Source organism: uncultured Psychrobacter sp., assembly GCF_947495825.1.
In the GTDB taxonomy this organism is placed as follows: Bacteria; Pseudomonadota; Gammaproteobacteria; order Pseudomonadales; family Moraxellaceae; genus Psychrobacter.
The window spans coordinates 161,918-180,801 of sequence record NZ_CANMAH010000005.1 but is presented as its reverse complement, the minus strand read 5'-3'; the positions used below and the strand labels follow the sequence as shown (position 1 = coordinate 180,801).

General features: G+C 42.0%; 15 protein-coding genes. 2 read left to right on the top strand and 13 right to left on the bottom strand.

Annotated elements, in window-relative coordinates; genetic code table 11:
* Positions 1–157: 157 nt before the first annotated feature.
* Positions 158–5,923: an Ig-like domain-containing protein gene (locus Q0895_RS07525; RefSeq protein WP_299187212.1), complete on the bottom strand. Its 5,766-nt coding sequence runs from the start codon at positions 5,921–5,923 to the stop codon at positions 158–160.
* A gap of 490 nt (positions 5,924–6,413) precedes the next feature.
* On the opposite strand from Q0895_RS07525, the gene rpmB reads away from it, so the two are divergent.
* Positions 6,414–6,650 (top strand): 50S ribosomal protein L28, encoded by a 237-nt coding sequence (rpmB, locus tag Q0895_RS07520; protein ID WP_299187210.1) that lies wholly within the window; start codon positions 6,414–6,416, stop codon positions 6,648–6,650.
* A 39-nt stretch (positions 6,651–6,689) separates the two neighbouring features.
* Positions 6,690–6,845 carry a 50S ribosomal protein L33 gene (gene rpmG, locus Q0895_RS07515; protein WP_010201403.1) on the top strand — a complete coding sequence of 52 codons (156 nt, stop codon included), beginning with the start codon at positions 6,690–6,692 and terminating at the stop codon, positions 6,843–6,845.
* Positions 6,846–6,958: 113 nt separating this feature from the next.
* Here the strand turns inward: rpmG and Q0895_RS07510 are convergent, their stop codons facing one another.
* From Q0895_RS07510 to ispH, 12 genes are all read right to left on the bottom strand, one after another.
* The gene (locus Q0895_RS07510) at positions 6,959–7,270 is read right to left on the bottom strand and encodes a hypothetical protein (protein WP_299187200.1); all 312 of its coding nucleotides are present in this window, start codon (positions 7,268–7,270) and stop codon (positions 6,959–6,961) included.
* Between the two features lie 173 nt (positions 7,271–7,443).
* Positions 7,444–7,755 carry a hypothetical protein gene (locus tag Q0895_RS07505; protein WP_299187197.1) on the bottom strand — a complete coding sequence of 104 codons (312 nt, stop codon included), beginning with the start codon at positions 7,753–7,755 and terminating at the stop codon, positions 7,444–7,446.
* A 67-nt stretch (positions 7,756–7,822) separates the two neighbouring features.
* Positions 7,823–8,173 (bottom strand): hypothetical protein, encoded by a 351-nt coding sequence (locus tag Q0895_RS07500; protein WP_299187194.1) that lies wholly within the window; start codon positions 8,171–8,173, stop codon positions 7,823–7,825.
* Between the two features lie 51 nt (positions 8,174–8,224).
* Positions 8,225–8,917: a ribulose-phosphate 3-epimerase gene (rpe, locus tag Q0895_RS07495; protein WP_299187192.1), complete on the bottom strand. Its 693-nt coding sequence runs from the start codon at positions 8,915–8,917 to the stop codon at positions 8,225–8,227.
* A gap of 105 nt (positions 8,918–9,022) precedes the next feature.
* Positions 9,023–9,286, bottom strand: a complete 264-nt coding sequence (locus Q0895_RS13460; RefSeq protein ID WP_366139925.1) for a TIGR03643 family protein — start codon at positions 9,284–9,286, stop codon at positions 9,023–9,025.
* A 366-nt stretch (positions 9,287–9,652) separates the two neighbouring features.
* Positions 9,653–10,543 (bottom strand): S-formylglutathione hydrolase, encoded by an 891-nt coding sequence (gene fghA / locus Q0895_RS07485; RefSeq protein ID WP_299187189.1) that lies wholly within the window; start codon positions 10,541–10,543, stop codon positions 9,653–9,655.
* 217 nt (positions 10,544–10,760) lie between these two features.
* Entirely contained in the window at positions 10,761–12,251 is a 1,491-nt protein-coding gene (locus Q0895_RS07480; protein ID WP_299187187.1) for a C13 family peptidase, read from the bottom strand.
* 212 nt (positions 12,252–12,463) lie between these two features.
* Positions 12,464–14,470 carry a molecular chaperone HtpG gene (htpG, locus tag Q0895_RS07475; RefSeq protein WP_299187185.1) on the bottom strand — a complete coding sequence of 669 codons (2,007 nt, stop codon included), beginning with the start codon at positions 14,468–14,470 and terminating at the stop codon, positions 12,464–12,466.
* Between the two features lie 248 nt (positions 14,471–14,718).
* On the bottom strand, positions 14,719–16,239 hold the full coding sequence (locus Q0895_RS07470) for a catalase (protein ID WP_299187182.1): 1,521 nt from the start codon (positions 16,237–16,239) through the stop codon (positions 14,719–14,721).
* 248 nt (positions 16,240–16,487) lie between these two features.
* Positions 16,488–17,303, bottom strand: a complete 816-nt coding sequence (locus Q0895_RS07465) for a thioesterase family protein (RefSeq protein WP_299187180.1) — start codon at positions 17,301–17,303, stop codon at positions 16,488–16,490.
* 90 nt (positions 17,304–17,393) lie between these two features.
* A complete protein-coding gene (locus Q0895_RS07460) occupies positions 17,394–17,639 on the bottom strand; it encodes a hypothetical protein (RefSeq protein ID WP_299187177.1) in 246 nt (81 codons plus the stop codon).
* A gap of 10 nt (positions 17,640–17,649) precedes the next feature.
* The gene (gene ispH, locus Q0895_RS07455) at positions 17,650–18,606 is read right to left on the bottom strand and encodes a 4-hydroxy-3-methylbut-2-enyl diphosphate reductase (protein ID WP_299187174.1); all 957 of its coding nucleotides are present in this window, start codon (positions 18,604–18,606) and stop codon (positions 17,650–17,652) included.
* Positions 18,607–18,884 lie beyond the last annotated feature (278 nt).

Below are 18,884 nucleotides of genomic sequence, written 5' to 3'. Positions count from 1 at the left end.
TTTAAGAACTACTAATATCATAGCAAATCCACTATTCTAATTGTTTTTGCTATATTTTGCTGAATGTATTTCGTTACTGAGATTATGAATGTTAAAACCCCCAACACGAGGTTGGGGGTTCGTACTAAATATCAATGATATAAGTAAATATTATAAATCATTGCTCAATTTTGATAACTTTAGAAAAACCAAAACCGTTGTTATTTACAGTTACAGTTGAACCAAGTTCAAACGCTTTGTTGAAGTCTATTATATATGTATTAAACCCTGCATTTGGCTGATTACCTGATTGCTCACCATTAATTGTTACGTTGTAATTTGGCGAATATGGAGATAAAGTTACTCTTGTACGCGGTATATTCTCATTTATCGTCACACTCAAGCTATTGGTACATGTAGCACCACCCGTACCAAACGGACTTGCATTGTTAATCCAAGGAGTTATTAAGGTAGAACCATTTATTATTAGGTCATCTACTGAAGTTGGTAGTTGGTAGTTAATACTTTGTGTGTTTTCACTACCATTTACAAAGGTTGATGCATCAAAGCGTACTTTTACCCAGTTCGAATAGCGTAGTGGGTAGCGAATATCAAAGTCAGCGCGACCTTCATCATCTGTGATAAATGAGTAACCATCTTCTGAAACTGTGCCACCAAGAATAGTGACTGGATTAATAGCTTCAAGCTTACCACTAAAATTTTTATCTTCATTTAATATAGGGTCAGAATCTTGATCTAGCGTGTAATTGTAGTTAGCATCTTCCGTAGGATACCAATCAGACTTTAACGGTACTGATGTTTTCTCAGAGTACGTTTGAGGCTCTGGTGTTGTAACCTGAATCACCTTACCATTTTCGTCTAATTCCTCGATATCAGCAGCTTGATAAGTAGTTGTACTATCTAACAGGCAATATACACCTTGTGCATATTCAGTAGCGTAAGACTTAATTGACACTTCCTGATTAGGCACAGCACGTCCCGAACCGTCCATCACTGAAATTGAAACGCGTTTCGTATAATAAATCGTATCAGAAGAAACTACGTTACTAAAGGCTAACGTGGTATAGACCGCTTCTTCTGAGACGGTAATATTGGTGGTCTTACTACCGATATTGGCATCGTCTTGTAATAAACGCGCGTTGATAATCACACCGCCGATAGGTGAGCTGGCATTGGCTTTATAGACAACTCGTGCTTCACCTTTGCTATTTGTAACTGCTGTCGCAGCTGATAAACGGCCAGCTGATGAATCTGCCGCACGGCTAAAGACGACCGTTTGCCCTTCTACTGGCACATCGTTTTTGTCCTTCACCGTAGCAACAATTTCAGTACTACCACCTGGCGTAATAACAGATTTTACTGCTTGGAACAGCATTTTCGCAGGTGTCGTAGCACGGAAGCGTGTATCGACGGTGGTCTGATAGCGCGGCTCACCATTTTGTAGAGTTTCGCCTAATACTTTAGCTTGTAGTACCGCTGTGCCAGCAAGCTCAGACTTTAGCCAAAACTTAACAGTAATGACGTTGTTGTTAATGTCACTAGCTTTGATAGGCTTAGAGACGATGACATCATTTTCGAATTTACTGATATAACTGGTAATGAGACTACCAAGAGAGGTCTGTAATTCTACTTGCTTCCCTTCTAAACCGTTCGCTTGATCAGCATTATCAGCACGGATTTGAATTTGAATCTCTTGTGGTTCTTCAACATTGTAAATATTTGCAATATTAATAAAGCTGATTCCTGCTTGGGAAATCTTAACCAACTCAATACTATTTAGACTACGTTGAGTATTAATACTATTTTCGCCCAAAGCGCGAGCAAATACACGTAAGTTACCATTACTATCAAAGCTCAAATCAGCTTCGTTAATATTAAATACTGCTTGGCCATCAGCATTGCTAATAGCAGTCGCACTAGAGTGGATAATATCGCCGTTCGCGTCGACTAATTCCATATCAGCATTGGCAATAGCCCGTCCTGCCCCATCCACTAATGTGGTCGTGATAGTCGTAGAAGCGCCATCTTTCAGATTGGCTTCTGCAGCGGCAAGCGTAATCTCTGTGCCAATTGCTGATAAGCTCAATGACTTTTCCTCACGCACTTGCATACTGACATTGCCATCCTCGTCATACTGCGGTGTGACGATTTTGGCTTTAATCACGACGCTATGATTAAGGCGCGCATTGATATTATTAGCCGCTAGTAGTACCCCGACATTTATCAAGCCACTAGCATCAGTAGTAACCATACTTGGAGTAGATAGAGCGGCGCCGCTAGCTTCTAGATTTTCAATACTTAACTGTACAGGCACCCCCACTAAGATACCACCACTGCTATCGGTTACGCGGAAAGTGGCGCTCGTTTGATCGCCACCAGTGTTTAAAGTAGGTTTGTCAGAAGAAGCTAAAATTTGATAGCTATCAATGCTGGTAGAATCTACAGCTACGATATAGTTTTGCTCTAACTCAACATTTTCAGCAGTTGTCGTCGTAGCAGTTAAACGAATACCAGCTTCTTCTAAAACAGCTTGATTGACGTTAGCACCGTCTGTGAGTGTAAGATCAAAACTAGCGACGCCATCATTGTTAGTCGTGGCTTTGCCGTTAGCAATGCTCACGCCGGTCTTTATGGGATCATCGACGTTTAAGCGCACTTCACGGCCTACGATACCACCCTTCTTATCTGTCACACGTACAAAGACTTTGAACGTATCCCCTTGAGTGTTAACTACCTTATTTGCACCAATACTCAAGCTCTCTGCAGTGCCCGTTGGCGTAACCGTGTTAACAGTAACGCTCTGCGTAGTGATATTACCACTAGCATCAGCCGCTGATAACGCCACGACAAAACTGTTACTAATGGCCGTTTTTTGCTCAGTGGTTAAGTCGTTAGGTACAGCTATAGTAAATGTCGCTTTGCCTGAGTTGTCAGTGGTTTGATTGCCGCCAGAAACCAAGGTTACTCCTTGACGAGCGATAGAGGCTGGCAGAGCAAGGAATACTTTTTGTCCCTCTACAACATTGCCTTTACTATCCTTGGCAATAACCTCAATCTGGCTCTCACCACCATTTAAATTAAGTGATCTTGAAGCACTGCCTATTAAAGAGATAGCAGCAGTCATGGATTGTACTTTAATTTTGACCTGCTGTTGCTTACCCGTTAGGGTCTCCATCAAGGTCGCAGTAAGCACCTGCTTGTTAAGGGACTCTTTTTGCTCATCAGTTAAGTTGTTTGGAACTATAACATTAAAGCTTACCAAACCATTATCATCTGTAGTAGCTGTGATATTTGCGGAGCCAATTTGACCGTTGACAGTTAGTAAACTTGCCAATGATTTGTTATCAAAGGTAAGTCTGATCGGTTGATTGGCTACTTGATCGCCAGATGATTGGTTATTAAGCTGTGCCTGTACCTTAGTTGTACTACCGGCATTATTAAGGATATAGCCAGCTTGATTGTCGATATTATTCGTTGCATTCAATATGTTTAGAGAAACAGTAGGTGTAACAATATTAACTTTTTGTATTTCAGACTTATAAGTAATATTATTTTCAACGTAGGATAGTTGATAATTGATTCCTACGCTTTTGAGATCAGCGCGCTGCTCGGCAGTTAGATTGTCTGGTATCTGAACAACGAAGGTTGCATCACCATTGAAATCTGTGATTGCCGCCTCTTGAGCGATAGTAACGCCGTAGTTTTGTGCTTTAGCGCCTAGTTGAATAGCAACCTTTTGATTATCAACGGCCTGCGTTTTATCGCCTTTGTTTGTCAGCTTGATATTAATATTACCGCTACCACCGAGCTCACTGATTGTTGGAGTTGTGATAGAGGCAAACTCAATACTAGTGGTTGGTTGTGCAACCTTGATAGACTGAGTAATTTTGGATTGAGTACCATCTTTATCAGTCAATACAGCGGTATAACTGATGCCGGACTTTATCAATTGATCACGCTGAGCTGCTGTCAAGCTTTGATCAATGTTAACCGTGAATGTCGCTACGCCAGCGTCGTTAGTGTCTTGCTGATTACCAACGATAGTCACGCCTGCGCCCTTATTAATAATGAGCTTTACTGAGCGATCATTTGCAGCGCTACCGTCTTTACGCTTACCAGTAACCTGTAGCTTAAACTGCTCATCTAAGACGCTAACGATCTCTGGTACGCTTTTGGCTGTCAAGGTAATATCGCTTTGTCCAATGTCCGAGCCAATAGTGATGCTTTCACTACTTGCCGTACTACTAACGCCAGAATCTTCCACAGCGTTGATACTTAAAACAAAGCTGGCTGCTTTTTCTAAAGTCGCTTTTTTTGCTTCACTCAGTCCTGCAGGTACACGTACTATATAGCTTACAATACCCTTATCATTGGTGGCCTGTTCAGCACTACCGTCAATGGTCACTAAGCCCTTACTAGTCAAAGCCGTTGGTAGAGTCGCTGAAACCAATTGATTGGCTACTGCTCCCCCATTTTTGCTATTGACTCTAAAACTAATCACTGCACTACCACCAGAGCTTGAGATTTGTTTTTTGTCACTTCCCTCAAAACTCACGACGTTCTTTGCAACTGGTATTTCAACTGAACTTTCAAATGTTTGTGGAGTGATTGAACGATTGGGTTCTGACAGTGTCACTGTATAGCTGATGCCATCTTCAGCAAGCGTTTTTCGTATAGACTCTTTAAGATTAGGTGCTATCGTCAACGCAACAGTTGCTTGACCTTTATCATCTAAAATCAGCTGATTGGTTGCTAGACTCACACCATTAGGCGCATCATTGAGTTTGACAGCGACTTTAGCTCCGTTAATGTCGGTTGATACGCTACTGTTTTTTGGCTTAGCGATAAAAGTTAGTTGTTGGGTATCACCATAAGCGCTAAGCGGCTCCGTGCTATTAGTCATACTTAATTCATAGTCAGATACAGGCAACGCTATAGGTAGATGGCCGGTATCTTGTTTAGTAGCACCGTTTTGCTCTTGGATACTGATAGCATATGCAATGCCTTCGCCTTCGAGCAACGCATCGAGCTCTTCTTGCAATGCTTCAAGCTTATCCTCATCTTCATCTGTCCAAATATTTTCTTCTATTTTAATATCAAAGGTTGCCATGCCGTTAGCATCAGTAACTTTACCATTACCACCTACGATAGATATACCCTTAATACTATCAATACCTAGTCCAACTCTTACATCTTGAACACGAGCACCATTGTTGTTTTTAGCGATGACAGTCAGTTGAGCACTATCTCCATAAGGGTTCAAATTATTATTAGAAACTGAACTTGTGCTTAAGGAAGAGGTAATTTCAAGCTTACTCTCAGTGACTTGTGTGCCGTCGCCACTGCCTTCTTTGCTTACTGAAACCTTTAACTCTTGCGGTGTAACAGCTGTACCATCTGCTTTATTAGCAGTGGCTAATAGAGTAAAACCTTTATTTATCAGCTCATCTTTATCAGCAACTGCTTGTGGATTTAGCTTGAGGGTATATACAGCATTACCGTCATTATCAGTAGTTTGGGTACTCTGACCTTCGATAGTAATGCCGTTGGTTTCAGAGTCGTTCACTTTTAAAGTAACTGCTTTGCCAACCATTGCCCCACCAGAGCTTTTTTCAACGGCTTTAACAGTAACAGTAAAGAGGGTTTCTTCATCTGATAGCTCAATAATGGATGGTAAGGTAGTAAGCTTTTGTAAAAAGAAATCAGGTTCACTATCTGGAACTTGTTCGCCACCACCATTATTACCATTGCCTCCGTTACTACCACCTGAGCCTGGCTGCTCAATACCTAAATCAGGTGCAGGCGCAACAGAGTCTACTGTGTCACTATCGCCGCCCCCGCCACATCCTGCCAATGCCAATGCACAAGTCAAAGAAGTAAGTTGAAACAGCTTAGAAGTAAAGGGTAGCGAGCTATGTGACATGTTTTGGACTCCGAATCCGAATCAGCGAAGATATATCCGAAAATACGAGCAAGAATCATACCTAATCTATAAATGTGTAAGAAAAAATAGATAAGTTTACATTCTGTTTACTGTATATATAAGTTGTATTAAAATTATAACAGTAACCTTACTGACTTTTGTCGTAACTTACAACTAAAAATTATACCTATAAGTTAAGTAATCAATCACATAGCAGTGTCAATTCAAGGTATAATGCCACTTCTGTAAGACGATGTTTATCGTAAAATAATTTGAGTATTTACTGATTTTATGGTATAAATGTCGGCTTTAAAATTTTCTGAATTGGTCTGCCTGTTATTTGCCTTTATGTAACAGCGAAAACCAGCTCAACCTTCATATAGTTTTGTTTGGTGCAAAGCTGCTGCTTGCTGTGTCCATGCCGCAAATACGCGCAACTTGCCCAGACTGGTATGAGAATATCTCATACCTCATAGATTAGGAGTTCGCCATGTCTAGAGTTTGCCAAGTGACTGGAAAGCGCCCTATGGTGGGTAATAATGTTTCGCATGCAAACAACAAAACCCGTCGTCGCTTTCTACCCAACCTTCAAAATCATCGTTTTTGGGTAGAGTCTGAAAACCGTTTTGTACGTCTACGTGTGTCTACCAAAGGTATGCGCATCATTGACAAAGTTGGTATTGATAAAGTGTTAGCGGATCTACGCGCACAAGGTCAAAAAGTTTAAGCCACGCGCTTGTAGACCACCATTTAAAGGAAAGCTATCATGAGAGATAAAATCAAGTTGGTATCGACTGCTGGTACTGGTTATTACTACACTACCACCAAAAACAAGCGTACAATGCCTGGTAAAATGGAGATCAAAAAGTTTGATCCTAAAGTACGCCAGCACGTAATCTTTAAAGAAGCAAAAATCAAGTAATAATGATTGCCTTATTATTTGAAAACAAAAAAGGGTTTATCAATTGATAAACCCTTTTTTGTGGTCAGTAATTTAAACTTTTATAAATAACTACTTTAGTTTCTCATAACGCATTAACTATAATGCGTTGGCTCTTTGTCATATACGTGCGCATGCCATTGACTCATCTGCTTTTGCATAATCACCTGAATAGCAGCGTGAATCATATGTTGACCGATCGCTTGAGTATCACTACCAAGCAGCTCTTTGAGCTTATCCGAAAAATCGATAGTCATTAATGGAGTATCGTCTTGCTCAGCATCACGTAACAACAACCTGCCGTCATCGCTTTGAATCAATTCAAGAGTCGTTTCTTTACCAAATCCTGCAAACTTATCTTGATTGTCGTTATCTACTTCTATCTCGTTATCAATATCGTATGGCATCTAATATGTCCTCAATTATACTGTCTCATCGTTGCATAGAGTTTTTCGTCTCAGGACAATATGAGTAAATGTGTCATACTCATACAATGGACGCTTTGCCACTATAATTCAAGGGCAATCACGCAACTCTTATCAATGAACAAGTAGTCAACAAGATCATAATAGTCCATTTTCTAACGCCAGTAGCGCAATTTTGCTAAGGTAAAGAGTAAAGCGACAAACATACCAAGGTAATACATAAGCTTTAGCTCTAACGCTGGATCACGGTATTTAAATGGTAACGCAATAGTGGCCGTAGCAGTAGGTATAATAATGAGCATGAGTAGCCAACTCTCAAAGACATGTAACCAGCCTTGAAACCCTGTACCATGACTCAGTGAAGCCAACCCCAACAATAGACAAGCGACGATAAGACTGGTGAACAAAACGTTGGGTAAATCTTTTGGATAAATAATATTCGCAATACGAGTGGGCATAATTTGCATATAAAATTCCAGTCAAGACTAAAATCATGACTTAACAATGATAAAAAATTTATAGATAACGTGAAAACTAGCTATAAGTGCCCATCAACCATAACATTGCAATACAGGAAGTCAGATAGCCTAGACTTATCGCATTCCAGCCTGCAATGTCAGTACCATTAATCTTGTTAAATACACGCGCACCCAGCCAAAAAAGTAACGGAATACCAAGTACAAAAGCAGGGACTACCACTGCAGCATGACGTAATACATTATCAACGTCATCCCCCACCATTAAGCGAAAACCATATCCAGCAAGGCTTAGTATTAACGAAAATAATGCTAAACCGATGGTGATTCCTTTGGGTACTAAACTGCGTTTTTGCTGTTTATTAGACGAATTCTTATCGTTTTGTACTGGTGAGGTTGGCTTATTCATAATGCATCCTTATGTGAAGTAAGAATATTTTTGCCAGTATCTCTATGTTGACTAATTCGCGCTATTTACTAAGTTTAGCTCTTGGCGCATGGCCGTAATAGCAGCTTCATAATCATCTTGATTAAAGATAGCAGAGCCCGCTACAAACATATCGGCACCCGCCTCAGCGATAGCGCGAATATTACTGGCTTTGATACCGCCATCTACTTCTAACCGAATATCGCGACCACTTGCATCGATACGTTGACGAACCTCGCGAACCTTATCTAACGTGCTTTCAATAAACGACTGCCCCCCAAATCCAGGATTTACGCTCATTAATAATATCTGATCGACCTTGTCCATGACATAATCTAAATAATGTAATGGCGTGGCTGGGTTGAGTACCAAACCGCATTTTGCGCCGCCATCTTTAATCAGTTGCAACGAGCGGTCTACGTGAGCACTAGCTTCTGGATGAAAAGTGATCACACTTGCACCTGCTTCCAAGAATTGCTCAATCATACCATCAACTGGACTGACCATTAGATGGACATCGATAGGTGCATCAATACCATAATCACGCAGCGCCTTACAAATCATGCTACCAAAAGTTAGATTGGGCACATAATGGTTGTCCATTACATCAAAATGTATGACGTCAGCGCCCGCTTTTAAAACCGTCTCAACCTCCTCGCCCAAGCGTGCAAAGTCAGCAGATAAGATAGAAGGGGCGATTAGATATTGGTTAGAAGGACTAATCATAATTGAGCTACCTAAGTAAATTTTTGATAAATTAATAAAAACGAGTACGCTTATCTCAACACTATCGATGCCAGATAAGCTTATAAACTTTCTACTTGAAAACTACTATCGCGGCTTATATTGAGTTTTGCAATAAGCACGGCCAACTTCAAAAGATCGCTTTATTTGATGCTTAGTGGCGCGGCCAGTCACACGTTGTCGCCATAAACGAAAAGAGGCAGGCTTTAATTGTTGACGCATCAATTTGATGACATACGCCTCATTAAGCCCATAACCATGCTCTATCGCGCCGAAGGGTGTTCTATCTTCCCACGCCATCTCTATCACACGTGATATCTGCACGGTGGTCAATACTTTATTACTTGCTATCTTTGATGATTGCGACTGTAACTGATCTGAGCTCACAACGTCTTTATTGACTTTATCTCGAGGTTGAACATGGCTCTGTTTTTTTAATCGTAACGCTTCATTAATATCAGCTTGCATAGTCGCAAGTGATGATTGCTCATTTTTTGGTTGTTTATTTGAATTTTCATCTACGCATAATGCTTGATGATACACCATGTATTTTTACCTTATATGCCTTGTGCATTTAGTTAACCAAGCGCCATTTTATAGTAATAATGTCGCTTGATTAAACTATTGACCAGTCAGTCTCTCTACAATACAGTCATATAAATGACTTTATAAATGATTATTAATCATAAACTTATAAATAAGCGATAAGAGTATAAACTAGCATAGTTGTGCCATACGCCAGTGATGATCAATATGGTCATTGATTACAGTTTGGATAAAATAATAGCTATGATCATGTCCTGCTTGATAACGTAACGTCAAGGGTTGTGATGCTTCTTCACAAGCTTGTTGGAGTTTGGATGTTTGCAACTGCCCTTCCGCTAAGAAGTTATCAGCGCCCCCTTGATCAACTAAAATGCTTGAATATTGACGTCCAACACTTTTAATCGTTTGAGCGGCGTCTGCTTGCGTCCACTGCGTCTTGTCATCACCGAAATACTCTGTATAAGCGGCCTCTCCCCATGCTGATTCGCTGGCTGCGCTTACTGGGGATAGCGCTGAAACACTGACGAACTTACTTGGGAATTTAAAACCGAGCAATAATGCGCCATGACCACCCATAGAGTGTCCTGTAACACCGATACTGCTAATAGGAAACTCAGAACGAAGCAGATCATATAACTCATCGACGATATAACTTTGCATATTGAAGTTTTCTGCCCATGGTGCACGAGTCGCATCGACGTAGTAGCTTGCGCCTTGACCGACAAAATAACGCTCATCGTTTGGTACTTCAATATCTTCACTACTTCTAGGAGAAGTATCTGGCGCAATAAATATCATGCCAAGCTCGCTACATCTTTGTTGGAAATGCGCTTTATGAGTGACATTGTCAGCATTACAAGTCAAACCTGACAGATATAACATGGCAGGACAAACCTTTCCTGCCAGCGCTTCGTCTGGCAAGTAGATACTAAACGTCATGGGCGTTTTGGTCGCCGCCGACTGATGACTGTAATAATGCTGTTCGCCATCAAAGCAGCGGTTCACGCTTTTTTGTGTGAGCTGAGTGTTGGCAGGTAAGCTGTTGTTATATGAAATACTCATGATTACTGTCCTTTTTTATGAAACTTAAAATAAACCATGCTTTATCGCGTCGACCAATAAGACAATGATAACATTTTCACAAATGATGGACGTAGTGATAAGTCAAACAAAAGATACGTCATTGTGAGCAAAATCAAAAGCGCGATTACACAAGCTTTTAAGTATGGTGGGCGTAGTAGAGATCACTGCTACGACTTAAACAAATGACACTGGTTCATTACTCTGCACCGTACATAGCAGTGTTTTTATTACTATTGATGGCATCATCATTAATAGTATCTTCAAGCATTGCGCCGCTGGCTTCCGTATTATTAGTAAGGCGCCCTACTGGGGCACGCGCTTTATCAAACAATACTTTTTCAAACGCTGGCAAGGCTGATTTCATCAGGCTACCGACCACCATTTGCGGGTCTGATGACTCAAAGCCCATAAAATTTTCGCGCTCGCTGACACGTAGACTGGCATCCTTAAAGGCTGCGGCAAAACTGGTGTTTTCACGTAGGCTTTCAGAAAAGAAAGCTTGTCCAAAGTAAGTCATCTCAGCGGTATTGGTACAACCAAAAGACATTTTATCAGCGGCTGAAGCCGTTATCACTACAGTCGTTGGCGAAGTTAACTCATCAATAAATGAGCCAGAATAGCAAGCCGATACTACGATCACGCGCCAGCGAATGCCTGAAGCGTCAAGCGCCTCTCGTAACCAGGTGGCATCTAAATTGTCCATCTCAAGTGGTGGGTTGGATAAATGAACGAAGTCTTGATCGCCATGTGAGGACAACGCCATAAATAGCACATCTTCATCAGCATCCATTTGCTGACCAATTGTTTTCAATCCTTGTAAGATACTAGTCTTAGTCGCGACTGGCTCGTCCAACCAGCTATAAGTATTATTGATGAGCGCCAACGAGTGACCACTAGTGCCAAAGCGTACATCAAACAACTCTCGCACTTTATTGATCTCAGAGCGAAAAACATTTTGCTCAGAAAACCCTGCAACTCCCATAAAATACCAATCATTTTGGCCCGGTACGTTTGGATCGATACTTGCTAATGCCTGTTGTAATAGACGCGGCTGCTCGTACAGAGCTGCCTCCTCCAACACAGGCTGTACGGGTATCTGCTTAAAGATAGGTTGATCTGCGACATTGCGCTGCCAAATGGTTAGTAATGCTACTGCTCCCAATAAGATAATAATACGCTCCCACCAAGGGGTACGCAGTCTTCGGGCAAATATCCATAACAATGCTAATGTTTGCCATAAGAACAATACTAAAAACAATATCGGTAAAAAAGAATAGCTCCAATTTGGTAACCATCCATGACTGCCCAAAACCTGTACCATACTTTGCAACAATGCAGATAAGGTATCAGCAACCAACCATAGTACCACTGGTACAAACACCAACGTATGATTACCAGAACGCCGCGCCAAAACAATACCGGCCAAAGAGATAATAGCGGGCCAAATTAAGTAACTGACCATTCCTTGTTCATTAAAGACACTACCCGCTTCAGCAGCCAACCAAGAAAATAAGACGTTGCTGCCTAAAGCTAACGAGGCAAATAAAACAAACTGTATAAAAGTTGGTTTTACCCAAGAAAACGCGCGTGTTGACCCTACCAGCATCCAAAGGGCAGCAATAATATTGGCAGCGAAGTTGAGTGAAAAGCGCTGAAGAGAAACAGTTTTTAGCGAAGAGAGTGGCAAAGACTTAGACCTCTATCTAGTCGAGACAAATGGTTATCAACATATTGATAACATAACCTCATAGTTTATCTTGCTAATCTATCGCGATTGTAACGGATTGTCAGTTAAGACGATAAGTATAATTTGTAAAATTCCCCATAAAGTATCGACTTAAAGATTGGACAAAAAAAAGGCCTTGTATTCAAGACCTTTTTTAATGCAATTAACGGACGTTATTTCATCAGTAACTCATTCACGCGTTTAAGATAGGCAGCTGGATCTTCGAGTTGACCGCCGTCTGCCAGTAACGCTTGATCAAAGATTACTTGAGCAAGGTCATCAAATTGCTCGCTACTCTCAAGCTTTTGGATAAGTGGATGATCAGGGTTCACCTCAAGTGTAGGCTTACTCTCTGGCACTTCTTGTCCCATTTGCTGCAGCATTTGTATCATTTGTGGTGACAACTCACCCTCACCCACGACCAAACAAGCTGGGCTATCAACTAGGCGCGTTGACACTTTGACATCTTTAGCTCGATCACCAAGCGTCGTTTTTAGCTTATCGACGACTGGCTTCATGGTCTCTTGTGCCTTTTCAGCTTCTGCTTTTTCTTCATCGTCTTGCAAGTCACCTAAATCTACCGCGCCTTTTGCGATGTTCTGTAGCGGTGTCTCATCAAATTGGGTTAAGAAATTCATCGCCCATTCATCAACACGGCTGGTCATCAAAATAACTTCGATGCCTTTTTTCTTAAATAGCTCAAGTTGTGGGCTGTTTTTTGCAGCAGCCAGATTGTCGGCCGTTAGATAGTAGATGGCCTTTTGCCCATCTTTCATACGTGCCTTGTAGTCTTCAAAGCTGGTTTCAACCTTATCGTTCGTACTGGTTGCATAACGCAGTAGCTTAGCAATACGTGCTTGGTTGCCCATGTCTTCGCCAAGACCTTCTTTGATCACATCGCCAAACTCACTATAGAACTGAGCGAATTTTTCTTGCTTGTCGCTGTCTTCGCTATTAGCAAGACCAGCTAGCATGGTCAGAACTCGGCGGGCGTTACCATCACGGATAGATTTTACATCACGTGACTCTTGTAATAATTCGCGGCTGACGTTCAATGGCAAGTCTGCGGAATCGATAACCCCTTTGACAAAGCGTAGATACATCGGTAGCAACTGCTCGGCATCATCCATAATAAAGACGCGTTTGACGTAAAGCTTAAGACCATGCTGCTGCTCGCGAGTATACAGATCCATCGGCGCTTTTTTGGGGATATACAGTAGCTGCGTGTACTGCACACGGCCTTCGACGCGGTTGTGCGTCCAAGTCAATGGTGCATCCATGTCATAAGTGATGTTTTTGTAGAAATCGACATATTCGTCATCTTCAATCTCAGATGCTGAACGAGTCCATAGCGCACTGGCTTTATTAATGGTTTCCCACTCGTCGGTCAAGACCATCTCACCGCCAGCAGGTGCGTCATCGTTATCGTCTTCTTTTACATCTTCTTGCCAGACTTCTTTACGCATCTGAATTGGCAGGCTGATATGGTCTGAGTATTTATTGACCAAACGCTTGATTTTGCCGCGATCAAGATAGTTATCTTCGCCTGCGCTATACTCTTCTTTTAAGTGCAAAGTGATAGCGGTGCCACGTTCTGCTTTGTTGATTGTCTCAACGGTGAAGCTACCAGTACCATCTGATACCCAGCGCACACCTTTATCTGCAGGCTCGCCCGCTTTTCGTGATTCAACTGTGATGGTATCGGCCACGATAAAGCCTGAGTAAAAACCAACACCGAACTGTCCGATTAACTGGCCATCTTGCTTTTGCGACTCAGACAGCTTATCCAAAAACGCTTTGGTACCTGATTTGGCAATCGTCCCCAAGTTTTCGATGGCATCGGCCTCATTCATACCAATGCCATTATCAGTAAAGGTAATAGTCTTAGCATCGGTATCGACAGCAATACGGATTTTTAACTCGCCATCATCTTCATACAGACTATCGTCATTAGTCGCTTCAAAGCGCAACTTGTCACAGGCATCAGAGGCGTTTGAGACCAGCTCACGCACGAAGATGTCTGCATTAGAATATAGCGAATGAGTCACAAGATGGAGCAGCTGCGCGACTTCCGCTTCAAAAGTATGCTTTTTTAATTCAGGTGTGCTTTCTTTAGCGGTACTGTTATTAGTATTGAGGTTATCAGTATTTTTATTATCCGCTTGGACCTGTTCACTCATAAAAACTCCTATTATTTATACCAAAAATGCTGTTGGCAGCACAGATTAAATACAAGAACATCAAGTACCAGCAGATAAACGCAACTTATAGATAAAACTGCGCGGTAAACACTGCTAGGCTGTTTAAACAGATAGGGTCATGGGCAAAAATTTCAAGCTTAAATAGCGCAAAAACAGTTATTAGTCATAAAAAAACCGCCCTAGTTTCCTAAGGCGATGCTTTTAGATAAATTCATATAATTGATAGTCTATAGACAGCTTGGCAAATGACGTGCAGGATCTGAATCCCGCGCTGCCATGGCATCTTCCACGGTCATACCCAATGCTTTGGCAACGCCTTCGCCATAAGCAGGATCACACCAGTTACAGTTGCGAATGTGCCGATACTTAATAAAGTCTAAGGCATCACCCATTGCTCTTGCAGTATTATCGAAAAGCACCTGCTTTTGCTCATCATTCATCAAATTAAACAAGGTGCGTGGCTGACTAAAGTAGTCGCTGTCGTCTTCACGAAAATCGTAATGCTTGGCATAACCATCAATCTTGAGGGGCGGCTCAGCGTAGTCAGGCTGATCTTGCCACTGTCTAAAGCTGTTAGGCTCATAGTGCGGTAGGCTACCGTAGTTGTCATCAGCACGGCCTTGGCCATCACGCTGATTACTTGTCACAGGGCAACGTGGTTTGTTCACTGGAATTTGCTTATGATTGACGCCTAAACGATAGCGCTGCGCATCTGCGTAGCTAAATAAGCGAGCTTGTAGCATGCGATCTGGTGAAGCGCTGATACCTGGTACAAGACTACTAGGTGCAAAAGCCGCTTGCTCTACATCTGCAAAGTAGTTGGCAGAGTTTTTATTTAATTCAAATTCGCCTACTTCTATTAACGGATAATCGCCTTTTGGCCATACTTTAGTCAAATCAAAAGGATGGTAAGGCGCTTGATCCGCCTCCACTTCGGGCATGATTTGCACATACATTTTCCATTTTGGAAAGTCTTTGTTTTCGATAGCATCATACAAATCTTTTTGATGACTTTCACGATCCATTCCAACCAGTGCTTCGGCTTCAGCATCAGTTAGGTTTTTGATACCTTGCTGAGTGATAAAATGAAATTTTACCCAGTAACGTTCATTATCAGCACTGATAAAGCTGTAAGTATGCGAGCCAAAGCCATGCATATGTCTATACGAAGCTGGCAGGCCGCGATCACTCATCGTAATAGTCACTTGATGCAAAGACTCGGGCAGTAGTGTCCAAAAATCCCAGTTATTGGTCGCCGAACGCATATTGGTACGTGGGTCACGTTTTACCGCTTTGTTTAAATCTGCAAACTTACGCGGGTCACGGACAAAGAATACTGGGGTATTGTTACCCACCATATCCCAAACACCCTCTTCGGTATAAAACTTTAGCGCAAAGCCGCGAATATCACGCTCAGCATCGGCCGCCCCGCGCTCACCTGCAACGGTACTAAAACGCGCAAACATTTCAGTCTGCTTGCCAACTTCGCTAAAAATTTTGGCCCGAGTATATTTAGTAATATCATTGGTAACAGTGAAAGTACCGAACGCACCAGAGCCTTTAGCGTGCATACGACGTTCTGGAATCACTTCACGATTGAGATCAGCCAGTTTTTCATTGAGCCATAAATCTTGTGCCAGTAATGGACCGCGCTTACCTGCAGTCATACTATTTTGGTTATCTACCACTGGGGCACCATTGCTCATGGTGAGCTGGGTAGGATCATAAGGACATTTTTTATCGCTCATTGTAGGGCTCCTTTAAGGAATAAATTAGAGTCTGACATCCATCATTACATCTTACAAATGACTTATTGTCTTACTATTCCTATTAGAACCGATTTTTAACTATTAGTATAATAAATTAAACATATGTTTTCGTTTTAATTTTTAGAACAAAGAATTATTTCATAAAAATTGTAGCTGATCTATCACTAGCTACTAGAACTTGCGGTACTCAATTTGAGTCAGGTCGATCAGCTACATGTCAGTTACAACTAGTGCGGCATTGGGCGAATTGTCAAAATTTGCTCACTGCGACCAAAAGGCCCATGTACATCATGCAACACTGCACTGGTCAGCCCTATTCCGTCATCACCGTACTGCTGTACCGCTTCGATACCAAGCCAGCGACCTTTCGGTGCGCGATGCATATGAATTTGCAAATCAGTATTTGGGAACATCCATTGGGCAGCTGACAGCTCTATGCCAAGCCTTGGCACGACGCCATTGGCTGTATCCACCATACCCAAAAGATGGACCAAGTCATCAGTGGGCTCACCTGCTACCATTTCAATATCATTGGTTATCCAGACCATACCCTTGCCTGGCCGACGCTCTGGGGCAGCGACCAACCGCACACTTTCAATAAAACCGCCAGGCCAACCTTTCATATCCCCCCAGACAGGCAGCTCATCCGGCTGATGTAAGGCCTTTTGATCTTCTAGTCCTGCGACAGTACTAGTATCTTGAGTCATCAAACGCCAAGCACGCGCAATAATACAGTCGCGACCTCGACTGCTCATCACTGACTCTATGAGCTCAATCGTTCTACCCGGACGAACACAACGTGTAGTAATGGTAAAGTCGTCAAGCGGGATCAATCCTAAGATGTCAAGACTGATACGGGCAATACGCATATTGGCTTGCGGCACAAACTTTTCCAATTCGACAGTCAACAGTCCAGTCGCTGGTGCCATATGCTGCTCATGCTCATTCCAAGCACCTTGCGCATGCTTGGTTGGTTGATAGTGTGCCACACAACTACCATCGGCTTGTTGCTCGCGCTTTATAAATTTATAGTAAGCTGACATAACCATCCTTAGTTTTTAAGTGAAGTATTTTTAGATATAGCAAGGTTGTATAACCTATAGAATACTTGAGCGTTGGTCTACCTCTACGCCCTATTTAGTAAGCTCTTGTTGTTTCATCTTGAGAATCTTGCGGCTCTTTATTATCAAGAACAATAAAAAAATAACAGTGGCGATTAGAAGCCCATAAAAAAGATTGTACTCTTTCATAAAGTGTACTGTATTTAGACCAAGCAACATGACCAGCAGCCCGATGACAAACATGTTAACTGTTAACTGCCTGTTAACCTCATCTAGTGTCGCCTCTGACAACACAAATCTTTTTTTCTGTTTTTTCATATCATTTTGCCTATTTACCTACTTGAGTAACCGGGATACGTAACGCTTTTGGCAAACTAAATGTCACGTTTTCTTCGATACCTGATAACTCACTAGGCAAATCACCACCCCAGTCTTGCAGCTGTTGTAGTACTTCTTGAATCAACACTTCAGGTGCAGAAGCGCCTGCGGTTACTCCAACACTTTCAACCCCCTCAAACCATTGACGATTCATCTCACTGGCATTATCGATCAAGTAAGCGCGGCAGCTCATACGTTCTGCCAATTCACGTAGACGATTAGAGTTCGATGAGTTTGGTGAGCCCACAACCAAGACTACTTCACAGCGTCCAGCCAAATCTTTGACTGCGTCTTGTCGATTTTGAGTGGCATAGCAGATATCGTCTTTACGAGGACCTTGAATACTAGGAAATTTGTCGCGTAATGCGTCGATGACACGCGCAGTATCGTCCATTGAAAGCGTGGTTTGAGTAACAAACGCCAAACGTTCGGCATCTTGCACAGTCAATTCTTCGACATCGCCTTCGTTTTCGACCAGATGTATCTGCCCGCCATGACGACGGTTAAAGCGTCCCATCGTACCTTCAACTTCAGGATGTCCAGCATGGCCGATCAGCACTGCATCCATACCATCTTGCGCAAATCTTGCAACCTCAATATGTACCTTGGTGACTAGTGGACAAGTGGCATCAAATACGGTCAAGTCACGGCGTGTTGCCTCATCTTCAACGGCTTTTGAGACGCCATGCGCCGAGAAAATAACGATTGAGCCATCTGGCACTTCATCGAGCTCTTCAACGAATACGGCACCGCGATTGGCTAGGTCTGAAACCACAAACTTATTATGTACAACTTCGTGACGTACATAAATAGGGGGCTCAAAACGCGTTAATGCTTCGTTAACAATCGCAATTGCGCGGTCCACACCAGCACAAAATCCGCGTGGATTAGCAAGATAAATTTGCATAAGATGGCCTATCATTAGATAATTTAGATTCTAAACTTGAATTCAAAAAATTAGAGTGGAACAATACGCTACTTTAGCATAATTTGCTTTTACTGCCTTCTAAAATACCATAGTCGCAATCGTCATAACTTTGACAGAATTACTCATCAACTTGACGATAACAAAAGCAGTTTATAAGTATTAAAGTAGTCATAATTGTTATTAGTCGTACTTGCTATCGTTTTACATGATGGCATTTTCTTTTTTTACCAGCCTTTATCTGCTTACTTATTCGATTA